Annotated in this window: 7 protein-coding genes; all 7 read right to left on the bottom strand. The window is 45.2% G+C overall.

Annotated elements, in window-relative coordinates:
* Window positions 1-8,493 (bottom strand): RHS repeat domain-containing protein, encoded by an 8,493-nt coding sequence (locus tag PBAL39_RS17425; RefSeq protein ID WP_008243952.1) that lies wholly within the window; start codon window positions 8,491-8,493, stop codon window positions 1-3.
* A 47-nt stretch (window positions 8,494-8,540) separates the two neighbouring features.
* Window positions 8,541-9,332 (bottom strand): hypothetical protein, encoded by a 792-nt coding sequence (locus tag PBAL39_RS17420; protein WP_008243950.1) that lies wholly within the window; start codon window positions 9,330-9,332, stop codon window positions 8,541-8,543.
* A gap of 12 nt (window positions 9,333-9,344) precedes the next feature.
* The gene (locus PBAL39_RS17415) at window positions 9,345-16,022 is read right to left on the bottom strand and encodes a hypothetical protein (protein WP_008243948.1); all 6,678 of its coding nucleotides are present in this window, start codon (window positions 16,020-16,022) and stop codon (window positions 9,345-9,347) included.
* A 4-nt stretch (window positions 16,023-16,026) separates the two neighbouring features.
* Complete coding sequence (locus tag PBAL39_RS17410) at window positions 16,027-16,437, bottom strand: hypothetical protein (protein ID WP_008243946.1); 411 nt, start codon at window positions 16,435-16,437, stop codon at window positions 16,027-16,029.
* Window positions 16,434-17,492, bottom strand: coding sequence for a DUF928 domain-containing protein (locus tag PBAL39_RS17405; RefSeq protein WP_157274091.1), 1,059 nt, complete (start codon window positions 17,490-17,492; stop codon window positions 16,434-16,436). The genes PBAL39_RS17410 and PBAL39_RS17405 overlap by 4 nt, the downstream gene beginning before the upstream one ends.
* A 35-nt stretch (window positions 17,493-17,527) precedes the next feature.
* On the bottom strand, window positions 17,528-19,837 hold the full coding sequence (locus PBAL39_RS17400) for a hypothetical protein (protein WP_008243943.1): 2,310 nt from the start codon (window positions 19,835-19,837) through the stop codon (window positions 17,528-17,530).
* Between the two features lie 534 nt (window positions 19,838-20,371).
* Window positions 20,372-22,696, bottom strand: a complete 2,325-nt coding sequence (locus tag PBAL39_RS17395) for a family 20 glycosylhydrolase (RefSeq protein WP_232282977.1) — start codon at window positions 22,694-22,696, stop codon at window positions 20,372-20,374.
* Window positions 22,697-23,116: the final 420 nt, after the last annotated feature.

The raw sequence follows: 23,116 nt of genomic DNA, 5'->3' as shown, positions 1-23,116 counted from the left end.
TTATAGTTTTTTATCGAGTACAAACATGTTTTCTGAATTTCCTGTCTCGGTTACCTTGAATCCCATGAACTCTTTACCTTGTTTTGCTGCTTGCGACAACCTACCACTAATACTTTTATTAATTATTGGGCCAGAATTGATTCTCATCGCCGTTGCCCCATTCTCTCTCAATGCATTTGAAACAGCCGTAAGATCACTTGATGTTACTTTTGTCATATAAATAATTGGTATATCCGCAACTCCACCATTTATAGAGACTTCTTCTGCAAAAAAGCCAAGTCTTTCTGCTGCTTTTGATGCAAGGCTTCCAAAACTAACATTTCCCATAGAAACATTGGCGCCAGCATTTTTTACAGTGACCTTACCAATCACCGGTCTCGACATAGTATAAAGAGCAGCTCCCATCTCCATAGTCTGCTGATATGTTTCTGGATTTTTCAATGCATTCTTGAATGCCTCAGCGCTCCAACTTTCTTTCTTCGTCAGCTCTTTTGCATTTGCACTAATCGTTTGCCCCATCTTGTGAACAGAAGTCTTTACATCCTTATAGTCAAATGGCAACGAGCCGGTACTAAATGTAGTCGTAGCAGCATTCAATTCATCACTAGCCATATATAGGAGACCAATTACTCCGTTCACAACCCCAGTAGCAGCATTTGGTATTGTCTTGGCATAATCAGCTACGGTATTTTTGCCACTATATTTCATTGGCTCGAAATAGAAGCGAGGTGGCCCTTGCTCCATACCATCGATGTCTATAAACCTAATTGGCATATTTCCAGCATATGAATATGGCGTGTACCAAGGATATTCTCTAGTCAGCGGATCCACACTAAGGAACCTCCCTACCCTAGGATCATAGATCCTCATCCCGTAATCCTGCTGATTTCCCTCGCCTTTCACCTCATTATCATTCTCCTTACCATTGAACCCATACCGATAATTCTTACCTGAGATCCCCGCAAATTTCCTTTCAGGCATCAGACTACCAAAGGCATAATAATCCTGCGCATTCAAAATATCCGGCTGATATCCCCCTTCAACAACCAGGCGATTATCGCTGATTACCGACATCACATTTCCAAGGTGATTACTCAGCTCATAAGATTTCTTCCCGATAGAATCCCATTTACTGGTGCCGTTTTCAACAGTCAGATCAACGTTCGGATTCCAAACTCCCAATCTATTGCTACCGTACAAATGTTGCTCCTGCCAGATGCTCTTCGTTTCCGTCGCATCCTGGCCATAGGTTGCAATTGTATTTCCTGAGGCATCCCTAACATAATATGTTCTTATAGTAGTAGATGTCCCTGCAGACGTGGTTTCTATTTTTCGTGTTCTATTGCCAGAACCATCATATTCAAAAGAGATGACACCTTGTCCACCTTTTATAATTGTGCTTATTTTGCCATAAACATTCCATTCAATTCGAAAAACCCCATTATTGGCATCGCTGATGAGATTTCCAATTGCATCGTACACATACTTACTTTGCCCTTTCAGCTCACCAGCTTGATTGCTGCCAGCAACCGCATCATTTAAAACAGTCAGTTTATTATTTAAAAGCTTTCCATTAACATCTCTGGAGTAGCCATATGTTAGGTTATCCATCTCCACAGCCTGACTATTACGTTGTAAGGCCAGAATGTTACCATTGCCGTCATAGTTAAAATCTTCCTTGAAAGCATTTGTCATACTGGTTCCATTCCAGACGGCATTCCCTCCGATAGCATGCTGACGCATTTTCTTCAAGCGGTTCAGCTGATCATAACGATAGCTGTAACCAACAGATGAACCAGTTCCAATTTTAGCTATTGCATAACTGCTGTTACTGATATTTCCGTTGTATAAATTGGATCCGGTGATATCATCTGGCAAAGGCTCATATTTTTGGTTCAATGCCATTGCATTAGTACCGCCAATTGGTTTGTAATCGCTACTGTAATAACCCAATGTATATGCTAACGCATCGGCAGCAATTACACTACGATCATTCCCCATGTCGGCCGCACTACCTCCAAGAGCTGTACCGTTAACTCCTTTTAACCAACCTTGAAGTGTGTAGGCATAATCCACTCCCTGGACTTTACTTTGCACATGACCGAGTTCAATCCGTGCCAATGGTCCATGTAGATAATACTGATAACTGGCATCCAGTCGACGGTCGGGATCTGCCAGGCTACTTCCCACACCATATGAACTGACATTCGCAGTCGTACTCGTCCAGGCTTCTGTAAGCCTATTCTCCGCATCGTATTTATACTGATAGTAAAACTGGTCATTTGCTCCATGCTGGTAAGAAAGAAAGTTCACTTTACCACTCACCAGATCATATTCATAATCCAGTTTTTTGAGGTCTAATCCAATAATTTGCTGGTATAACGTTTTGACATTTCCGGTCAGGTCGTAATCGTAAAAAGTAGCACTTGAAAATCCTGGACCTTGAAAGTCCCGATAAATACTTGCCGATACTCGTTTACGAAGATTGCGTAAATTCAAATTCTCTGGTACACCGGAAGATGCAGCAGGTTGTACGTCATAAACAGTTTGTGTAATCTGACTATCGCTGCCCATTCCCAGGAAATTCTGGTAACTTGAACTGGACAGGTACTCAGGATCAGCCAATCCCGTTCCCGTTGCCCTTTTCTGACCAACCTCAACAGTACGACCAATGACGTCAAATTTGGTATAGCTGAAATTATTGTTTTCTACCTGCTTCGCATTCTGCGACACCACCAGCCTGCTCAGGTAATCATACCAGAACTTACTTGTTCCACCATCAGGAGTACGCTGTTTGACTACCTGATTGGTCGTATTGTAAGCATAGGTAGTTAATAAACCATGTTTAGGATAAACTCCGTTATACTGTGTTTCCTGGGTACTGTTATCGGCGATCGTCGTTGGCCCACCCATCGGAGGAACGTTAAATCTGTACCATGACATCGCTAAATGGTTACTGGCAAGGAAACAGCTGCTTTCCGCATTCGCGGCAATCTCAGCTGGCGTCATCAGACGTCCCAGGTAAGTACGCAAGTGTTTAATGGATTCGAAATTATCCGGCATCCGCAACGGATTGCTTCTGATAGACCATGAACATCCAGCAGATGGTGCACCCGGCACAGCATCATAGCGTTTACCGTTCACATAAATCTCCAGGTTGCCCTGTCCCATGTTCATTCCCTGCACCACCACATGCATCCACGGCGAAAGCGGAAGGAGGTCTTCGATATCAGCGGTAACCCTGTTGGTCAACGTGATCCTTACATTGTCGGCCGCAGTCTGGCTCAGGCTAAAAATCTCTACAGTCAGCAGCTTTCCATTCTGACAAGCATGTAACATATACTTCATATCCGGCGTAGCCGAAATAAATTGTCTACCGCCTTCAATATCATTGTGCAACCACATTTCCACCGCACTATTGGTGGTATTCTGCAGGGTCTGCGAAAGGCTGCTTAATGCCGTCACTTTATTAGAGACACTGGCAGGGCCGTCATAATTACAATATTCATCAGAGCGGTCACGTACTTTATCTACCAGCTCCATCTCCTTATCGGTTAGGAAGGTTACCCCCTCAGGAGGTACAGTTCGAACAAGGTTGCCCGCCTGATCATAGTAAAATAACGTATAATGATAGATCTGCTGTTTCGTATACAAACGAACATTTGATTTCGCCGCAGCGCAGGTATTGATATAGGCCGATCTGAATTTCAGCTTCTCCTCGGCAATGTATAACTCATAGTCCCTGCTGCCATAACCAAACGCCAGTTCAATCAGGCTCTTCGCACAGGCATAAACATCCTCTTCAACAGAATCGTAGGGAGGCTCATTACACAATAGGTCCGCTGTACCGGATGCGAAGTTGCTGTAGGTATCGTAACCAAGTCCAAATCCCCATTTCTGGTTCAGATAGTTCGCCACAATCACCTCGCGGTTACTCCATGTGCTGTCGGGAACGCCATTAAAGGCACTGGCCAAGTCTGCCATAGCCGCTGTATATTCTGCGCGACTGATACAGCCTTTTGACTCTGCCTGCAGGAAGACTGGCAGTTTGGTATCTTTCGACAGCAAGTACTTACAATTGGTACATCCTTTTATCAATACAGCAAAATCTGCCGGCGAGAGGGTCATTGCCCTTCCATAACGGTTGCTTAGCTGTGCATAAAATTCTGAAGTATTCCAGCCACCAGTATTTAAAGCATTCAGCTTCGCACAGATGTCTGCAGATGAATTCGAAATGACAAGTTCCGCAGTTTGTGATTTCACATCGTAAGGGTCCGGAGCATCCAGCAGCCATGGGTTGAGCTCATTGGTAAAGCCATTCAGGCCCAATACACTTTTGATCACCTCCCCAAAATTGTGGCATGCCTGTGAGCCAACCATGATCGTCTGCCCTGCAGGCAATGAGCTTGCACCCATCGGATGTTTCATGTCACCACCCGCAATGGCCAGCTCACTTAACTTAGTTTTCAATACAGTAACGGTCTCTGAGCTGTAGCCGCCAAGATCAAGGCCTGGCTGTAACCTGGAAATCCAGACCTCCGACATGCCCTCTACCGCAGCTCGGATCTGCTGTGCCAGAAGGATATTGTTTCTATCAAGCACGTCCTCAGTAACAGCACCAGGGGTCGAGCTCACGAGTCCTTCGGTATCTATTACTACAAACCGCGGTACTTTCGTCAGCAAGGTCTCCGGACAACTTTGTACCAGCGCCCCGTTTGCCCTGGCCAGCCTCAATGGCATGCTGCCCGGTACGTTGAAACGGAACCAGCGCATAGCAGTATGGTCCGACGCAAGGAAACATTTGCTCGCCGCATTGGCTGCAATTTCATAAGCAGTCATGCTACGCCCTGTATATAAACGCAGGTGGTGGAGATCATCAAAGTTGTCCGGCATCGTCAGCGGACTACTCGTAATCTCCCAGCTGCATCCTGCCGGAGGTGCATCAGGAAGCAACGGATATTTCTTGCCACCCACCCAGATTTCTGAAACGCCATTTACCGACTGATAAACGACATGCAACCATGGTTTCAATGGCAGCTGGTCGCTGATGTCTACAGAAAAATGTTTAGACAAGTCAATATTGACATTGTCAGGGCTGTATTGTGATAACGAGAAAAGATCTACACTCAGCAGGTTGCCATTGATACAGCTCTGCACCATGTACTTCATATCCGGGCTGGCAGTAATAAATTGTCTTGAAGCACCACTTGTGTTATGCGTCCACATTTCTATGGCACCATTAGGCATGGCGTCCAACAAACCTGATATCGCCTGACCGGCAACCGACCTGTCAGAATTGGTGGTAGGCCCATCATAAATACAATCTTCAGGAATGACCTCGGGTACTTTTATGGGCGTTCCAACTTCACATGAATTCAGACAGGTAGTTTCTTTACGTACTCTTTGGAAATAAAGCTGTTTCAACTCCAGGTACATATCCCGGTAAAACTCCCATTCGCGATCAATGACCCTGCAATCTTCTACCGGTGTACAGTTCAGCCAGGTGTCCTGAGTATTCTGCTGATTGGTAGTTCCTGAAGCATCGGCACAGTATAGTTGAAAATCAACCACCTGACAGATGTTCTTTAAGGCCAGTCCTGGTTGTTTCAATACAGATCTGCTGTATTGGGTCAGATCAGCGGCAATACTATCCCTATACATAAATCCTGCACTACCTGCCTGGAAAAATGGATCACTCGACAAAAGCCAGATTGGATTTGAGCGGTCGTAACGGTTGCCATTCAGCAACGTAGCAAGGTCTGCCTCTGCTACAGTCTCCTGCAATTGCTCATCCCAGCTGGAAGAGGCGCTATTCTCCATACAGAAAAGCAGTTTACAGTATTCAGGATGGAAAACGATAAACTGTTCTGCCCACTCCGGTCTCCAGTATTTAATCAGGTCCGCGATGGTGAAATTTATATCATATGGAGAAGTAACTGTACCATCATCTTTTGTAATCAGGTTGGCCTGGTAAATGGGGCTTCCTTTCGACAGCTCATCGAATGCACCATGTCTGAAATATAAACTCAATACATTGGTAAGCGGCTCCAAAAGGTTACCTGCAGAGTCGATCATTGCATACTGACCTCCGGGAGATACGTCAATCAGCATTGGGGTGCGATAAACATCACATGGTGAAGTCACAGTAGCACAGCTGGCCTGTAGCGCCGTCGCCCTGACCAGCAGACCATCATAAAGTGTACTGATATAAACATCATAACTGTTGCTGGCATCCCCCAGAGCGGCCAGTTTCGCTTTTACCATAGCCGTAAAAGCGCCTTTTGACCCCAACCTGGAAACTGCCGTCTTGCAGTCAGAAAAGCAGTCGTCAAAGCTCGACGCCTGCAGGTATTGTAATATAAAGTCTGACTGCTGCTTCAGCACACCCCTGGTCTGTCCCTCAGTGACGTACTCATTGGTAAAATGCTCGATGACATCCCTGCTCAGCGCAAACTCGAAAGTGACGTAATATTCGCCGATCTGGTTGATATTGATTGGAAAGCGATCTGCAAAAATGCCAGTTTGAGCAGGTTTTGATGTTGCTGAACCAATCTTCACGGGCTCAACATTTCTGTAAACAGGATTGCCACAGTCGTCCGTTACCGTAATGGTCAGGTCGTAATAACAATTGCTGCATGGCTCAAAAGCACCACCCGGGTAAAAGCTGATGAGCTGCTCTACATCATAACCCAGGGTATCTGCACCCGTAACCGCAGCCAGGAAAGTGGTGGTGGCGGTCAGCTTCAGGTCAGTTCCCGAGAACTTGAACTGATCTGGTTTGAGCAGATGGGTGATCTGCGATTTGGGAATGGTCCTGCTATCCAGCGAATCCACATTTGCAGGTACTTTCCCTGTCAGCGCGGTGGCAACAGCTTTGCCTGCAGCATTCAGGTAACTGACGCTGATCTGCCCATTGGGGTCAACCACCATATTCTTCAGGTAGTGCTCGGCATATCCGGCATCATTACCAAAGATCCTGTCCAGCTCCCATTGTTCGGGTTTACCATAATAGTTTTTGGAAGTATGGCTTTCCCCAGGGATACCAGGCTGAAAAACCGGCCCTACGCCTCCTTGTAACTTAATGCGCCCTGTATTGTCGGCCGTATATTGAGTAACAGAAAGCGGGTATCCTTCCGCATCAGGAATGTACTTATTATAAAGTTTATCATTGATAAACTGATTCTGACCAGAGTAATATTTCCCGGCACCGGAGCTTGTACTCAACGCATTGGGAAAAGGCTCACAATTGGCATTGTTCAGGTCATTGAAATTGTAGTTGTTGCCGGAAAGGTTTTTGTTAAAGCCTTTGAAATAATGTAAATATTGCGTCGTTAATGCCGTTTCCTTTACCGGTGCCGGCAGGATATTGGCTGCCACGCGACCAAACTGATCGTATACATTTTCCTGTACCACAGCAACATCATCACTATTGTTCAGTGTAACATTCTGCCTGCCTCTGAGTGTTCCATCCAGGTAACTGACGACCTCCTTTTTCTTGCCTTCTTCAGCAAACGCAGCCTCATACTGCCAGTTCATCGTTGGCTCATGCCAGCTCAGTGGCCAGATGGAATAGGTATTGGTATTGTCCTGTTTATAAAACCACTGGCCTTCCAGCCTTATCCCCTCCAGGTCATACTGCACCTGACGCATGCGGACGGCAATGTATTTGGCATTGTATAACAGGGAAATGAGGTAATTATTTTCGTGGGTGGTGATGCGCGTTGCATTGTTGCGAAACACTGCATCTAGCTGATCATCCAGCAATGACGGCGAGTTGTCCGTCATATCCTTCGCCAATTTCGCCCACTCGGAACCTTCATCAATCGTTACCCATTCCACGTCGTACTCCTCGGCACCCTGCACCAGCGACCAGCTCAATAACAGCTGATTGCCATTATTGGTAGTGGAACCACTACCCAGCCGCTGCATCTTACCCCCGGCACTATTAAACTGACCATTGACTCCAATAAACAAAAAGGGCTTGAACAGATACTTACGGTCGATCAGGATATGGCTGTTCAGCTGAAGTACCGGAGGCAGCTCTGTACCAAACTCCGGGCTGCTGATGTCGAGGATCGTCACCTTCACCTGGAAGCCGTCCTTGAACTTATAAGTATCTATATTTTTATAAACCGCGCCCGACTGCTTCGAGTAGTTGACGTTTAGCTTCACGGAGTCGATCACTGTCGGAACCGTTTGCCCTGCAACAGAGAAATATTCTATTTTTAAGGCTATTTTGCAGCTGAAATCACGGCTGATGGCCTGCTCGTCAATTACCCTTAATGAGATGGCATTCTGCACCGATATGTTGGTGATGTCCGACCAGTTGAATAGCGGATTGTTAAATTTCTCGTCCTTTACCAGTAGGGTATCGTTCTTCCTGAGCTGTCCCTTTATAAAGTTGTCATAGGGTTCTACACTCGCAAAGCCCTTGACTGCAAAGAGAATCAATAAAAAGAATAAACAAAGCGTGTTGCGGAGAGCAGCTGCCATAATTATATCGTTGTGTCTAATGTTAGTTGTTCGTTACTCATCATTCCTTACATCATTGTAATCAAATCATAAGCTTTGTATTCTTCGCTCAGCACCCAATGTCTGTCCTTCTGCTCCACCACCTTTTTACTGGCATAGCGTTCCAGATCGGATTTTGTTGCCGATTCCATGATCCGAAGGTTCAGTACCTGATCCCTCTTTTTGTTCTCTGGCTCCTCGCCATCACTTAACCTGAAGCGCAGCAATGCCGGCTTCAACGTTGTCTCATCGAATGCAAGACTAAACTCCTTACAGCTCAAATGATGCGGATTGGACAAAGTGATCTGCTCATTTCCTTCCGTTTGTATACGGCTCACCTCGAAGCCCTCTCCCTGTATCTGTGCGATCATCTGCTGAAGATCGGGCATCACATTACCTGCATTGATCTGCTTCTGTTTGGAAAGTATGACTTTCTTCTGCGCGTGATCGATGAACAGGTAGAAGCTCTTCAGGTTAAAAACCTCTGTCTGCCCAAGTTTAAAATAAAATTCTTTCCCCTTTTTGCTGAACAGGTAATCTGCGCGGTTCATATTATCGGTGCTGTCAGCGCCATTCACGACATCCAGCACACCGGTCAGCAGAAACTCTTTTCTATTCGGATCCAGTCCCGCAGAAACTTTTGTAAACAGACGTACCAGGGCAGTGTCCGGTGCTGCAACACCCAGGGTATCTGCTATTGCGTTGTCTTTGGCAACTTCAATAACTTTTGCATTACGGTAAACAGACCAGGCATAGAGGGATGTTCCTCCAATGACCAGAAGTCCTGCAATGCCTATAACCTTTATCAATTTCTTTCTCATATCCTTTTACCTTTACAGTGCACGTTTTTTGTAGGATGACCTGTTTTCTTTGAGTGTCACAATGCCCCGCTCTGTCTCTTTTTTCACGCGCACCAGTGATCCCTCGTCATCATATTCATAAAAAGTGGCAAATGCATTTTCATCCAGCTCAGCCATTAGCCTGAAATTTTTATCGTTGTACGCGTAGGATTTCATATGGGCATCCATCGGATGAATCCGTATATCATCAATATTGACTTCCGCAGATTTAGACTTTAGCGTGAACTCCAGCTTGTCGCCTGCAACGCCTGAAAGGTCAATGACGCCTTCCAGCAACTTCCAGCCTTCCACAATGGCTTTACAACTCAGTGTCATAGGTACCTCAGCCCCAGCGACACCCTTCAGCCCAGCGGTGATGTTCACCGATTTATTCGTCGGCTGTGCATCTTTCACCCACACATTAAAGATGTAGCGCTGTGCCGGTCTCGGCTCAAATCCGTTAGGATAAATTCCCGGAATTTTCGACAAGGCAAATCCCCTTGTATCGCGAATCAGATAATCGTTGGTTTTGTGCTCCAGATTGTGCAACTGCGTTTTCATGCGGATGCCTGTGCTGTTCAGACGGAGACTGTAATTTCCGGAGTGCGCTTTTGCAGGACTGGTCAGCGCATCTATTCCTTCGGTAGTCAGACTCGCGAATTCAGTTCCGATACATTCGGGATCGGTCTGTTTCCTGAATTTGAAGTCTTCAAAGCTATTGGTATAAATCTCCCTGTTCATCGCATTTGAAGCCACTGCTGCCGGAAGCTCCCCATTGAAATCGAAGTTCGCTGCACTATATCTGCCCAGGGCATCTTTGTTTTCCAACTCTTGTCCATACCGGTCATACAAGGTGACCGCATTTGCCGTCACCCAGTTTACAGGATTAACACTACTCCTCCAGCCTACCTGGGATGAAAATGTATAAAACGAGTTAAATGATCTCAGGTATCCTGCATTTTTTACGTCAATTCCTTTTTTACCTTCATTGAAAATCCGGTCATAGTCACGTTGCTCCTGAAATACTTTTTGCTCCTGCAGGTTCCAATTGCCTTTGTAACCCTGCACAAATGGATTGATATACTGTGTAGAACCCAGCAGCACATCATATGGAGAACCATCCTCATTTGTGTAATACCAAATACGTGATCCGTTCAGGGTTCTGAACACCTGGGTGTCCGTTTTTCCACGGAGATCCCTGGTAGTAAACAGCATAGGTGGCGGATTTGAAGCGGAATAGGTACCATTTATCAAACTGCTATAAGGTGCATCATAAATTTCCAGCCCTGCTGTGCCCGCATTGCTTTCATTATTGGCGTCCGCTACACATTTATTCAGGAACTCCACCCTCAGTCTGTGTTTCCCTTGACTGAGTTCAATCGGTTTAACCGTCCAGTAGTTATAAGAATCCGAAGATGAGGTACTCAGTTCACCAATCAAATGTCCGTCTATAAATACGTTCATTCCATTGTCAGCACCGAAACCCATGTAATAGATGTCGGATCTAAGAATATTCACTTCCTTTTCAAAACCAATCCACTCGTCCAGATTCGAAGGGATGGCAATGGAAAGCCAGATCCCACTTCGATTTAACGCCCAGCTGGAATGAGCCTGATTTGGCGGTAGCGAGGGCTCACTACGATTACATCCCCCCATATATGGTTCAGTACAACCTGCTGCCAAAGCCATTTTTGCAGCAGGTCTGGCGATGGTGTCGGCTTCCGCCATCCGTGCCACACCCCCGCCATAATCTATACCTCCCCAATAGGTAGACTTGACAACGACAGTTGATCCCTCAGTAGGATGCGTAATTCTCGCTCCGTTGTTTCCATAAAGGTTACTCTGCGCACCAGAGATGAAACTAAAACAATGATTGGTATTTGCTATCGGTGGCTTGAGCTTAGTTAAACTGCAATCCAGCTTACTCGCCCAATCTTCGCTATATGTTGCGGCTGATGCGCTGATCAGCTTATAATCTCCAAGGTCCTGGTCCGAGTACAGCATCAGCCTTCCTGTTCTCAATGGATCTCCCAATGAAACAATACTCGCTGCGCCCTGACTGAGTAAATTCCGGTACGCTGAGCGCGTCACCTTAAAATTGCTTTTGTTCAGGTTCCTCACCAACTGACCATCCCTGTCCATCAGCACCTTCGAATAGACATCCGAATAGGTGCCCTGCCTGGTCTGATCAATTACCCAGTACGTTGTACCATTGTTTAGATTCACCACTTCATCCCCCTGACGCAAAACAGACCAGTACACAGGATTAATCTCCGTTCCTGAAGTGATCTCCACGTCTTTCAATACCATACCCAGGTTTTGATAGGCACCACCCATCTTTTTATACACCCAATATGCGGGCAGGTTCACACTGTACAGGTATTTCTTAAATTCATTCTGTGTACGTGTCACCAGTGCCTCACCCGTCAGACCGTCATAAGCCACATTTTCAATGGCTATTGACGAGCCATTCTCTGTCTTTACCACCTTATTAATGATGCCAGTTGTTCTGACCACCTTGACTGCACAGGCTGAGCGGAACAGTTTGTATTCGTTATTCCCGTTTGTAGGCCAATGTGGAATTGGTAAAGGGAAACCAAAAAAGAATGGGATCACATCCACTCCGAGGTTTACCGCAGTACCATTGTTGGAAGTTTCCTGCTCCCTGAAGTCAGTGAAAAATTCAATATCCCTTCCCAGAACCTTGTCTACCACATAACCATCCGGGTTAACAACCTTGACCACATTGTTCAGCCGGAGCGCCTGCGCTTTCGGATCCTGCACCTGATAAAAATACTCCGTACCGGAAATCTCTGCACCAGAGGCGTTGAACACCTTCACCGCCTTTGGCTTTCCGTGCATGTCGTTAATTTCTATGCTGTACCCCTGCGACAATACCATTTCCTCAATACTATTGGTCTTGATCAGGGAATAACTAAAGGCAGGCCGTGGATTGTACCTCTGGATATCAGTAGCCTTCACAAATACAGGAAAGTCCTTCGCGGTATAAAACTCATTGACAATATACCCCGTCTTAGGCAGTTCCACCTCTTCGCCACCAGCCTCCAGGTCCCTTACGATAACTTTGCTGTAAGCAACTTCCGGAGCAGGAAAAAACGATTCCCCAAATGGTTCTTCGAGTTCAAAGAAATTATTGATGGCCCCTTTGATCTTCTGTACATAAGGCACAGGTTGTTTCAACGGATTTTCATCGTTACCAATAGATGGCTCATAACTGACTACGCCGCTGCTGATCCTGACGCCATCACGCATGGTCGTATACTCGTAACTCTGCCCGTAAATCGCCCGAGGGACCTGGTCGCCTGTAAAATCATCCCAGTTGTCTTCGATCATGACTTTTTTCACCCTCAATCCGCCGCCGATCTTCACTCCCGAGGTCTTTGCAATACGTACAAAACTCTTTTCCTTGACCAGTTCCCTGGCATATCCCTTCCTTTGGGCCTTTTTATAAAAGTTTTCCTTAAGTTCAGAGAGGTTCCTTGCAGCCCCAAGAATGGCATTGACCGCAGCCTGCACACCTCCGGGATTGTCTTTCACCCTATTCTGATAACCTGGATAGGCATATCTCGGATACTCATTTTTTAAGCGCTGCCAGGCCGCGAACCTGATCGGATTCATCTCCACATCGGCCTCATTGATCATCTCAAACTTTACCTCCGCCAGGTCACCGGTAATCTGCACTTCAGACACCTTACAATACGCAGGAATAAAATCGTAGTCCCTGCCATTACTTGGGGCATTGGAAGTGCTGATCTTCACCATCGCCTTGGTATACATATAGTCTGCCCCATTCAGGTAAGTCTTTTTAAACCAGGCAGTCGGCGTAAGTCCTGAATTCGCAGGATATGGCTTGCTCAACGGAATCTTAACTCCCCTTGCTCCTTCAAGCGTTGTTGAGCCCAGCAGATCCATCGGAACCATTTCCATGGCCTCCTTGTCCTGCACATAGGCGTAGTCGTCGGCCTCATAGTTTACAGAAATTTTTCCGCCTGATGGCAACTCTATAGTCTGCAGGTGCCACAGCGCCGCTGCTTTGTCTGCTGTCGTCCTATCCTGGCTGGCGTAAGGAAACTCCTCATTGCTCAGCCCACCGGGATTGGAAACCGGAAACTTAAACATGCCCCACCGGTCTGTGGCCATGGTTGCGTATTCAATCACGTTCCCGTCAATTTTCGACTGGTAGGTAAAAACATATGGATGATTTGCGCCTTTTTGCGTGCCGCCATATTCAAACCATACCTTTTTTAGTGTAAGCTTTCCCTGACCTTTAGCCATGCCCGGTTCAGCATCTGCAATGGAGTTCGGAGTTCCGGGACACAATTCATAATTGTAATCAAACTTCACTACCTTGATCGGTTTAGTAACGTCAGCCTTGGAATACAGACGGATCTCTTTCAGGCATTTTTGCCTGGTGTTGAGGTCTGAGCCACCGTTGATGCCCGACACACCAAGACCATCCTTCCGGTTTTCAGTAATGAAATAGGCAATCTTAGTCTTTGATTCAATGGTATGCACATAGTAAATTTCCTTTTCACCATACACGATACTCGCCTTATCATCTTCAGGGTCAGCGAGCATGGCTTTGTTCAAGGCTGCAGTATTGCCTAATGTCGCGTTATAATAGGGAGTCCTCCATTTATAGTTTCCAATTCTGGAATAGTTAAATCTGATACCGGTACCATTGTCGTCATCAGTAATGCCATCTCCGGTTTTGTCTACATAATCCGGCGAAAGTACACCTGTGAGCAAATAGCTATAGGCATAGGCACCGGTCTGGTCTTTATGATAATAATGATCAATCCCACGATTTCGGGGAATACTGGCACCAATACCCACCAATCCATCCTTACTGGTATAGGAAGCGCCGACGGCAAAAGAATATTCTTCCTGTTTCAGATTATATACAGGTAATCCAAATACACTTCTGGATCCTGCAGGGTCGTTAACTGTAATTTCCGAAAGATGATGGGCTTTCCTGCTGCCTGTTACCCTTGCATATTGTGCAGTTTTTATGGGCTGATGATTGACGGGCGGCTCAAATGAACCCAAATTATTGAAGTCATAGATCCCGATATTTTTGTCCAGTCCTCCTTTAGATGCTTCATTGGCAGTCAGGTAAGATACCATCGTCCCCTGCATCTGCCGCTCATTTTTTGTAATCGGCGAACTGATGTTTGTGATGTTGCTACCCAGACTACTCTGGCTTCTGAAGGAAGCATTTGCTGTTTTTCCTGAAGTGGTAACCGACAACAGTGATGTTTGGTTAAGTTTTCCCGAAAGACTATTGTCCTCAAGATTTTTCTCATCCACTTTTCTGAAAAAGACATGTTGCTGGTTCAGGTCCGTCGATGGTTCATCCTGAAAATCTCCACGACTCAAATAGTTGTTTTCAGATGTCCATTTGCGGGTTGTGGTATGTGTAGACTGATTGAAAAAAGTTACACCGCCGTGTGCATAGAGACCTCCCCCCGCATCAAAGCCCAGGGTATTCACGCCGGATTTGTCGGTACTTTCATTATCGAAATAAGCGCCGGTTCCCCCGCGGTATAACCGGAACTGTCCGGAGCCAACCTGACTGTTGTAACTAAAGATATCCGGTGTATGTACCGGCAATGCCAGATTCGGAAGCTCCGGAATAACAGGATTCTCCTTTTCCCGTAAGAAATCCATCACAGCAGATTTATTGTCCTTACCTTTTTCTGCATATAAAAAGCCGTACCCGGGATTTACCTGTGTTTCTTTTTCTACGCGCCTGGTATTGAGGTACCCTGTCCCACCGGCACCGGTAAATACTATGGCTGCCGCAAATCCAACATCAAAACTAAAGGAACTGTAATCTGAACGGTAAGGTACCTGTACCTTAGGATAGATCGGTTCTGTATTAAAAGAAATCGAAGGGTTGGCTTGTAGCCCTTTAAAAGTACTCCCAAAATTAAGGCTCTTCAAGCCCGAACGACTATTGTAACCCAGTGACGCACTTAGCCCTGCACGTTGCTGCTGCACTTCCTTGCCATGTTCCATAATTGAAAAAGAAACATTTGGAGTCACATCTACACCGCTTGCCGTATTGGACAACACGCCGATCCCCATCCCCGCGGTCATCAGACCATCATTCGCAAAAGAATAGGATATACCCGCATTTGCACCGATCTCAGCCCCGATACCGGTATAGTTATCGCTAAAAGCACCGAACGTGAACGAACCGCCAAGCTTGGCCTTTCCCTTTACTTCCACCTTTGCTGTAATACGTCCTCCAACGGTAACCTTAGGTTTTGTGTAATGTTGCGTAACAACACTATCACCGGCAAAGTCATCAGGAAGACCACGAAGCTGCCTGTTAATGGCGCCAACGTTGAGGTTCCAGCCCAACCCCACCCAGCTTGCTTCATCATCAATACCTACCCCCGACTGGTAATTGAGGTTCAAGGGATAGCCATCGATGTCCATCAATGGGATGTTATATTTGAAGTCTCCACTGACCAGATCCACCATATCAGATACACCAGCTGGTTGAAAGGACTGTGCCTCAGGCTGGCCGGGCCCTGAGGTCAATGCGGAAGCCGCCAGCGGCTGGAAAATTTGAATGACCGAAACAAAAAGTAATACCCTTGCAATAAATCTTGTTTTTTTCCTCTCAAACAGTATTCTCATATTCTTACCTAAGCTCGTAACGTTTCTGATTAATAAATTTATCCTGATACACCAGCACCTGATTTTCTGCCTTAACATCATCCCCTGCGTCAAATACGACCATGTACTCATAACAGCCATTGATGCCGCTCATCACAGGTTCACTTTGCATCGCATATATTTTCTTCTTCCCATCAAAAAGATAAAAAAGGCTGTCTGCATGATACATCATGGACTGATTAAGTGTCTTTTTATGTTCCTCCAGGATGTTCTTTGAAGGGAAAATTCTGATTTTATACAACACCGAGCCATCTTCTTTCTCAATGCTTCTGTTTGCCAGTGCCTCCAGATCACTGTCGACAGCCCGCATTACTTTTCCTGCATTGCTGCAGGCAGTCAGGCAAATCAAAAAGAGCGCTAACCAATAGATTTTCATAGTGTTGTTTTATAAATAAACCTTAATGTTTTCTGGCTTCCATCCGGCATCTGCACCTTCAGGATATAGGAATGATGTTCATCAAATGCCATATTACTACTCAGATTGAGCTTCACCTTATTCTGTCCTCTTTTCAGCGTCACCTTCGGCAGATTCCTGATTTTCTTGTCTGGATTTGTCAGGCTGCTGATGGTGTACTTGAGACGTTGCTCTTCATAGGAGTTCACCAGGGCAAACTTCAATGTCCCGTCAGCAACGTAATAGTTCCCCTTGATCAGGTCTTCAATATCACGATACCCAAGATCTGAATCTGGTACCACCGCAGCCGTATCCTGGCAGCTCTGCTTAAACGACCATACCTCAGACCTGTTAATGATGGTCTGGTCCACATAGGCCGTCACCTGCCACGCATAACTCTTACCTTCTTCTAAAGCTTTGGCAACCGGAGGATACATCAGGATGTTGTTGATGACGCCCTTCTGATTGACCACAGGCAGATTATAGTTAAGTGCCTCCACAGCATTCTGCCCCTCCTTAATCTCGGCAACGACCACCTCATACTGGGTACCCTGAGCCTTAGGAATTGAGGGCTGCCAGCTGAGCATCGGCCGCTGCTCACAGATCTGGTCTTTGTCATAAGGTTCCACCAGGTCCAGCGGTGCCGGTGGTGTGATCTCATGATCAAAGGTCATGTCAATCAGCTCCTCGCTGGACGAAGACGCCGCAATTACATTAAAATTGTACTCGTAACTGCCCTGAGGAAAGGTTTGCGTACGGCGGATGAAATTTGAAATCTTGTTGGCATTCATTACAATTGCGCCCGACTTCAACGCACTGCCGGGAATCCTGTTCGCGCCCGGAACAATGGTAAAGGGTTCTGTCCTCAGCGACAATACCTTGCCTGCTTTACGTTCAGTCACACTGATCATCAACCGGACGCTTCTGACGCCGCTTGCATTGTAAATCGTCGCATTCATCAACCCGTTTACGCTGTTTCCATATACCTCAGGCATAAACTGCACACTCACCTGGCCATAACCAGGCGATGCGACCATCCACACCAAAAAAGTAAAAACTATATATAAATATCTCATTGTCTGTCGAAATAGTATCTGATTGAAAATTCTGCCCTGCCTGTTGAATACAGATCCGGATATAGTGGATTGATCAGGTTTTTCTTTACATCCACATAAGCATTGATGTCAAAATGTTTCCTGACCATCATCTGTATGTTCTGACGGAGTCCGATCTGCTCGGCAGTTTCTGCATTGTTCAGATAGGTAACTCCCGATGACAGGTTAAGTGTGCGGAACAAGGTATACTGACAGGCAGCATCCGTGTTTAACAAATTCCCTATGGCCTCCTGTGTGTTGAGCTCCTTATTGTACAGGACATTTCCCGTAAGAGAAAAGCCGTTGAACATCACCGTCTGGGCATAGTTGGCCGTAAGAAAATCTATCGGCGTAGCAATACCTACATTGTTCATCACCTGCTTGCCTAATGTGAAATGACTAAAGCTCTGTCTGGAGGCCATTTTATAATTCGCACTGAAATCCATCTGAAATTTCTCCGACTGGTACACTGAACTGGACGCCGTAGTCACCTTATTCACACCATTATTGATGTATTTCAGGTTGACGTTGAAAATTTTTGAGATTTTATACCTACTGTCTACCTGGACATTGTAATTTCTCCAATGCGCCCCAGTCTCTGCACTGATCGGTGTATTTTTGATGTCTGACCGCAGGTTTAAGGTCAGTTTGTTCTGTAAAAGTTTCTTTTTGAGGTTACCACCAAAACGGAGATTGACATTCCCAAAAGCCTGCTGCCCTGGATTCTGGAAGCCTAAACCGGCATAATTCACGTACATCCTCGAATTAAAACCAGACCTGGGTGCCTCAAATTCATGATTGACTCCAAGAGAAAGGGTTTCCATAAAATCATCTCTGAAGTAATTCCCCTGGGTATTGCGGTCGATCATCAGCTGATCCGGCCCTATAAGCGCAAGCGTCTTATATTCAGTTGCCGACTTAGACACATCCACCGTAAACTTTCCCACATGGTTGAACTTCAGGTCCTGGGACAAAGTAAAAACAAGGTTATTTTTAGGCATTGCATTGACAGATTGCCGTATGGTACTGCTGAATTGTTTGTCATACACACCGACCCAGCTCAGCTGTCCCTTGCCAACCGAAAAATTTGTAGTGGGCACGCTGACAAAGCTAAACAGCTTTGGAGTCGCATATAGGGAGCTGGAGAACTCCAGGTCTTTCGGCTGTTTCAGGTCGTTGCTGTTTCCCAAACCCACCGTTACGGGTCCGCGAAAGGTCTTTACAGTCACCATAAATCCACTCAGGAACAAGTCATTATTCATACTACTGCCTGGAAGTGGCTCCCCGAAAGAACCCGCCTTCAGCGTTTGCACTTTAGAGTAATATTTCCCCAATCCGCTAAATTTCTGTTCCTTGCTCATCTCGTTGACGAAAAAGTCTCCAAGATCCTGTTCGGTAATCTTCTGGTCCAGAAATTTCTGAAATAAGCCGATCTTCTGCTGATCAATGCCATTGTCTGCCATATCCTGCTTAAAATCCTGAATGACCTCAAACATGACATCCACTTCCTGATTGACATTCATTCCCGACACGGTTCTTAAACTATCGGAAGCCCCGGTAATCGAACGCTCTGCGGTTGCCTTGCTGTCGGAAAGCATCACATATAATTTTTGCTTCAGTTCCGCAGGGTTCAATTGAAGTAACTGCTGAACCTGCTCGGGGCGGCTCAGAATTTTCATCATGCGGTCCTGATTGCCGGCTTTGCCCTTCATTTTATCCAGGGCCTGCTGCTGAACCTTATCTTTTAAAAAACCTTCAATATTTCTGCCGCTTAATTTGTCCTGTTTGTAATGCTGAAACTCCACAAGTTTAGCACGGTAAGCCTGTGTAAGGCTATTCCTGTTGAAACTCATCTTCATCAATTTGTTGTCCAGGGAATTGAAATTATTAAAAGCGTCGTAATTGCTGGCGAGATTGATATTCAGCGGAAAACCCTTGACCATCAGCTGACCGGAAATGGTGATGTTATTGATGTAAGAAGGAAAAGGTCCTGGTGTCTCCGGCTTCACATATTGCCCGGCATTCTCAATGTAAAAATCCTTAAACCCTAAGGTTGGCTTTTTCTTCAATGAATCCTTTTTCAGATACTTGTCAATACCGGTTCGCTGCAGGAGTTGCTTAGGCTTATTTTTCAAGACACTATCTAATGCGCGATCGCCTATCTTTTTATCAAGATACTTCTGAACACTGTCTTTACTAAACAGAGATCCCTTATCCTGACCAAACAAAATACTTCCCGAAAATAACAGTAAAATGAAAAGCGTGCCTCCAGCGATCAGTTTGTTCATGTGTAGCGTAAATGACGAACAAATACTTTAATTGAATAATCAAGTTAAGGCGGTAGAGAGCGATAATTTGAAATAAGCAATAAAAATTAAATGTGCGTGTTAATATTTATTTATATAACCCGTAAGTCGGACGAATGTAATAATATTAAATAATCAAACAAAAAAAATATTTTATAAATTAAACAAACATTGCATCACAAGATATCAAAAGAGATAAATCGTCCAAAAATCGGATAAAAACAGCTTTTTAAAATAGGTGATTCACGTCACTAAAATGATTACAAAGAAATAATCAACCTTACAATAACTTATCAAAACATTTATTTAATCAAAAACAAAATTATAGAAGTTAAACACTTGTAAATACCACCGAAAATAGCTGTAAAAGTGCTAAATACAGCATCAAGTGCAGTTAAGGCGCAATAAAAGGTTGGAATACAAATAGAAAACGCACATTCAATTTCAAACAAATCAAATGTGCGTTGAAAGAAATAAATCAATATTTAGTTAACAAGAAAACAACATTAACCTTTATCATTTCACTTTTAACCAGGCCGCGGGAACCTCCTGAATCTTACCTCCATTGACGCTATACTCCAGCTTAAGTGTAAAACCACCACCGCCTTCAACAAACTGGATCCTAAACGGATGCAAACCTTTGCTCAAAGCAATCTGACCACTTTTCTGAATTGGCGCATGCCATCCGTCATTGTCGACAACCTTCTCTTCCTCAACATATAGGTTCGCACCGTCATCCGCTGTCAGGAAGAAACTGTAGATACCCTGCTCTGGAACATCTATGTATCCGCTTAACTTTGCGGCAAAAGCCTTCCCTCCTTTTCCAAATACTTCGGGAATGGCCACAGTGCTGATGTGTACCACACTGTCTGCTTTGGCAGGAAGATTTGTTACGCCCTTGATCTCCACCTTGTAATAATCAAGCGTCAGCCCTTGTTTCAATCCTGAAACCGCCTTAGCAGGGAAATAATTTTGTTGCTTGTAATTCAGGGCGTAAATGTCACTGCGACTTCCCGCCGGACTGAACGTTGCCATCTTCATTTTCAGTGGCTCGGCAATTGTAAAAGGATAAGGTAATTCTTTTGAACTCATCGTTGGCGGCGTCCCGTCTGTAGTGTACCGTATTGTCAGTTGCGGCAATGGTTTTTCAATTTTCAACACTACACGGTCGACAAATACATTTTCCTCCGCAAACCCTTCCAGGTCTGGCACACGATAGTTGACGTTGAGCAGGTCGAGCCTCGGATAATGAGATTTCAGGCGTTGAAGATAACCATCATAATCAGAATGATGTGTCCACAGCACTTCCGACAATGCCGTCATCCTTGGCAGCAGCATAAAGTCAGCGCGTTTCTCCGAAGGGATCTGCTCTGTCCAGATGTTGGCCTGGGCGCCAATGATAAATTTGGCTTCTTCTGGAGTAAGCCCTTTAGGGATCAGCTCAAAAGCGTAGACATCTGCAATGGAATTGCGGTCAGGAATACGGTCGAAATACAATGGATTCCCCGGTGTCATGATCACACTGTTTCCGTTTTTCGCCGCCTTCACAGGTGCGTCAGGCACCCAGCTTCGCCAGTACATCAATATGGCTGTCGGACTGATCCCGCCTTCCAGGATCTCATCCCATCCAATCAGTTTCTTTCCTTTTTTATTGAAAAACTTCTCCATGCGATGGACAAAGTAGCTTTGCAGCTCCTCTACCGACTTCAGGTTGTTTGCTTTCATTACGGCATCACAATCCGGAGAATTTTTCCAGCTGCTTTTGTCCACCTCATCTGCTCCGAGGTGCATGTATTTGGAAGGGAACAATGCGGCAATCTCAGTATATACGTTCTCAGCAAACTCAAACGTGCTTTCCTTGCAAGGACAAATCGGCGTACTGAAAAGCGCACCCCATTTTGATCCTCCTTCGCAGCTCAGGTAAGGATAAGCCTTGATCGCCGCCATCATGTGCCCTGGCATGTCAATTTCCGGAATAATCTCCACATGGCGTGCTGACGCGAAAGCAATGATGTCCTTCATCTGCTCTTGTGTATAGAAACCACCATACAACAATTTGCCATCCTTACGTACAATATGTTCAGGGTCAAGCGCCATATCAGGATTACTTTTCGCCATCTCCATACATACCGAATCCTGGTGATTGAATTCACGCCATGCTCCCTGTTCCGTCAACAATGGATATTTCTTGATTTCAATGCGCCATCCCTGGTCGTCAGTCAGGTGCAGGTGAAACTTATTGATTTTATATAATGAAAGAATATTGATAAACTTCTTCAGGTAAGCAACAGAAAAGAAATGCCTGGAAACATCCAGATGAATCCCCCTCCAGGAATAGGTAGGATGATCTTTAATTATCACTGCTGGGACGACGATTTTACTTGATCCTGCACGTTCCACAGCCGCGGGCATCAGCTGCCTTAAGGTCTGGATTCCGCGGAACATCCCTACCGGACTTTTAGCAGCGATCTCAATTTGATTGCGGTCGACAGACAAGGTATAGTCTTCTTCCGCAGCAAGTGTGTTGTCTTTTTTAAGAATAATACTACCTGAAATCACTTTAGACCCCATTTGCAGTGTTTTCCCAAGGCTCGTTGCTATTAGCGACTGAAGCTGGGAAATTTCATTGGAAAAGTATTTCTTATCGGCCACGACCAATCTGGTTTGTGGTCCTACAATAAACTCGCCAGTCTGAGGCTCAAGTTGTTGAGGATAAGGAATGACCGGGTAGCGATCATTTGCTACATTCTGGGCACCAGTACTACCGGCAATCAGCATCAGACATAACAGTAAAAAACTGCAACGTTTTGTAAAAAAGTCCATATCAGGTTTAGGTTTCATTTGTAAAGCAAAATAAGTAGAATAAATTATTTTCAATGATTTAAACACCTCTTTGCCAAAATAGATGAAGATATGGACAAGATCGCTGAATTCAGAGCTAAACTTTTCTGGGACCATCCAGCGCTCCTACCTACTTCATTCAGGGTATAATCGCTAATAAATACGCACTAATGATCCATTCCGAGGTGATTTTATTAGCTCTAGCTTACCAAATCGCGAACCAATGGCTACGCAATGGTTACGTAACCCTTTTCCAACTGCGAACATGGTGCGAACAAGCACCGAACGAGCACCGAACAAAAAGCCTATTCTTTAATCCGGGGTTGGCCTTACAAAAATCGGAGCGTTAAAAGGGTAAGCATTTCCAATTATAAATATTTAATTGGAAATCCCTTACATTTATTTTAGCCTTGCCCCTGT

Source organism: Pedobacter sp. BAL39 (genome assembly GCF_000170795.1).
GTDB lineage: Bacteria > Bacteroidota > Bacteroidia > Sphingobacteriales > Sphingobacteriaceae > Pedobacter.
This window is presented reverse-complemented; position numbering and strand designations above follow the sequence as displayed.

What these genes read in the sequence shown, in the direction of transcription:
- PBAL39_RS17410 (WP_008243946.1), bottom strand. Translation starts at nt 16,437, where the DNA reads ATGAAAATCTATTGGTTAGCGCTCTTTTTGATTTGCCTGACTGCCTGC.
- PBAL39_RS17415 (WP_008243948.1), bottom strand. Translation starts at nt 16,022, where the DNA reads ATGAGAATACTGTTTGAGAGGAAAAAAACAAGATTTATTGCAAGGGTA.
- PBAL39_RS17420 (WP_008243950.1), bottom strand. Translation starts at nt 9,332, where the DNA reads ATGAGAAAGAAATTGATAAAGGTTATAGGCATTGCAGGACTTCTGGTC.
- PBAL39_RS17425 (WP_008243952.1), bottom strand. Translation starts at nt 8,493, where the DNA reads ATGGCAGCTGCTCTCCGCAACACGCTTTGTTTATTCTTTTTATTGATT.
- PBAL39_RS17405 (WP_157274091.1), bottom strand. Translation starts at nt 17,492, where the DNA reads ATGGTCGCATCGCCTGGTTATGGCCAGGTGAGTGTGCAGTTTATGCCT.
- PBAL39_RS17395 (WP_232282977.1), bottom strand. Translation starts at nt 22,696, where the DNA reads ATGAAACCTAAACCTGATATGGACTTTTTTACAAAACGTTGCAGTTTT.
- PBAL39_RS17400 (WP_008243943.1), bottom strand. Translation starts at nt 19,837, where the DNA reads ATGAACAAACTGATCGCTGGAGGCACGCTTTTCATTTTACTGTTATTT.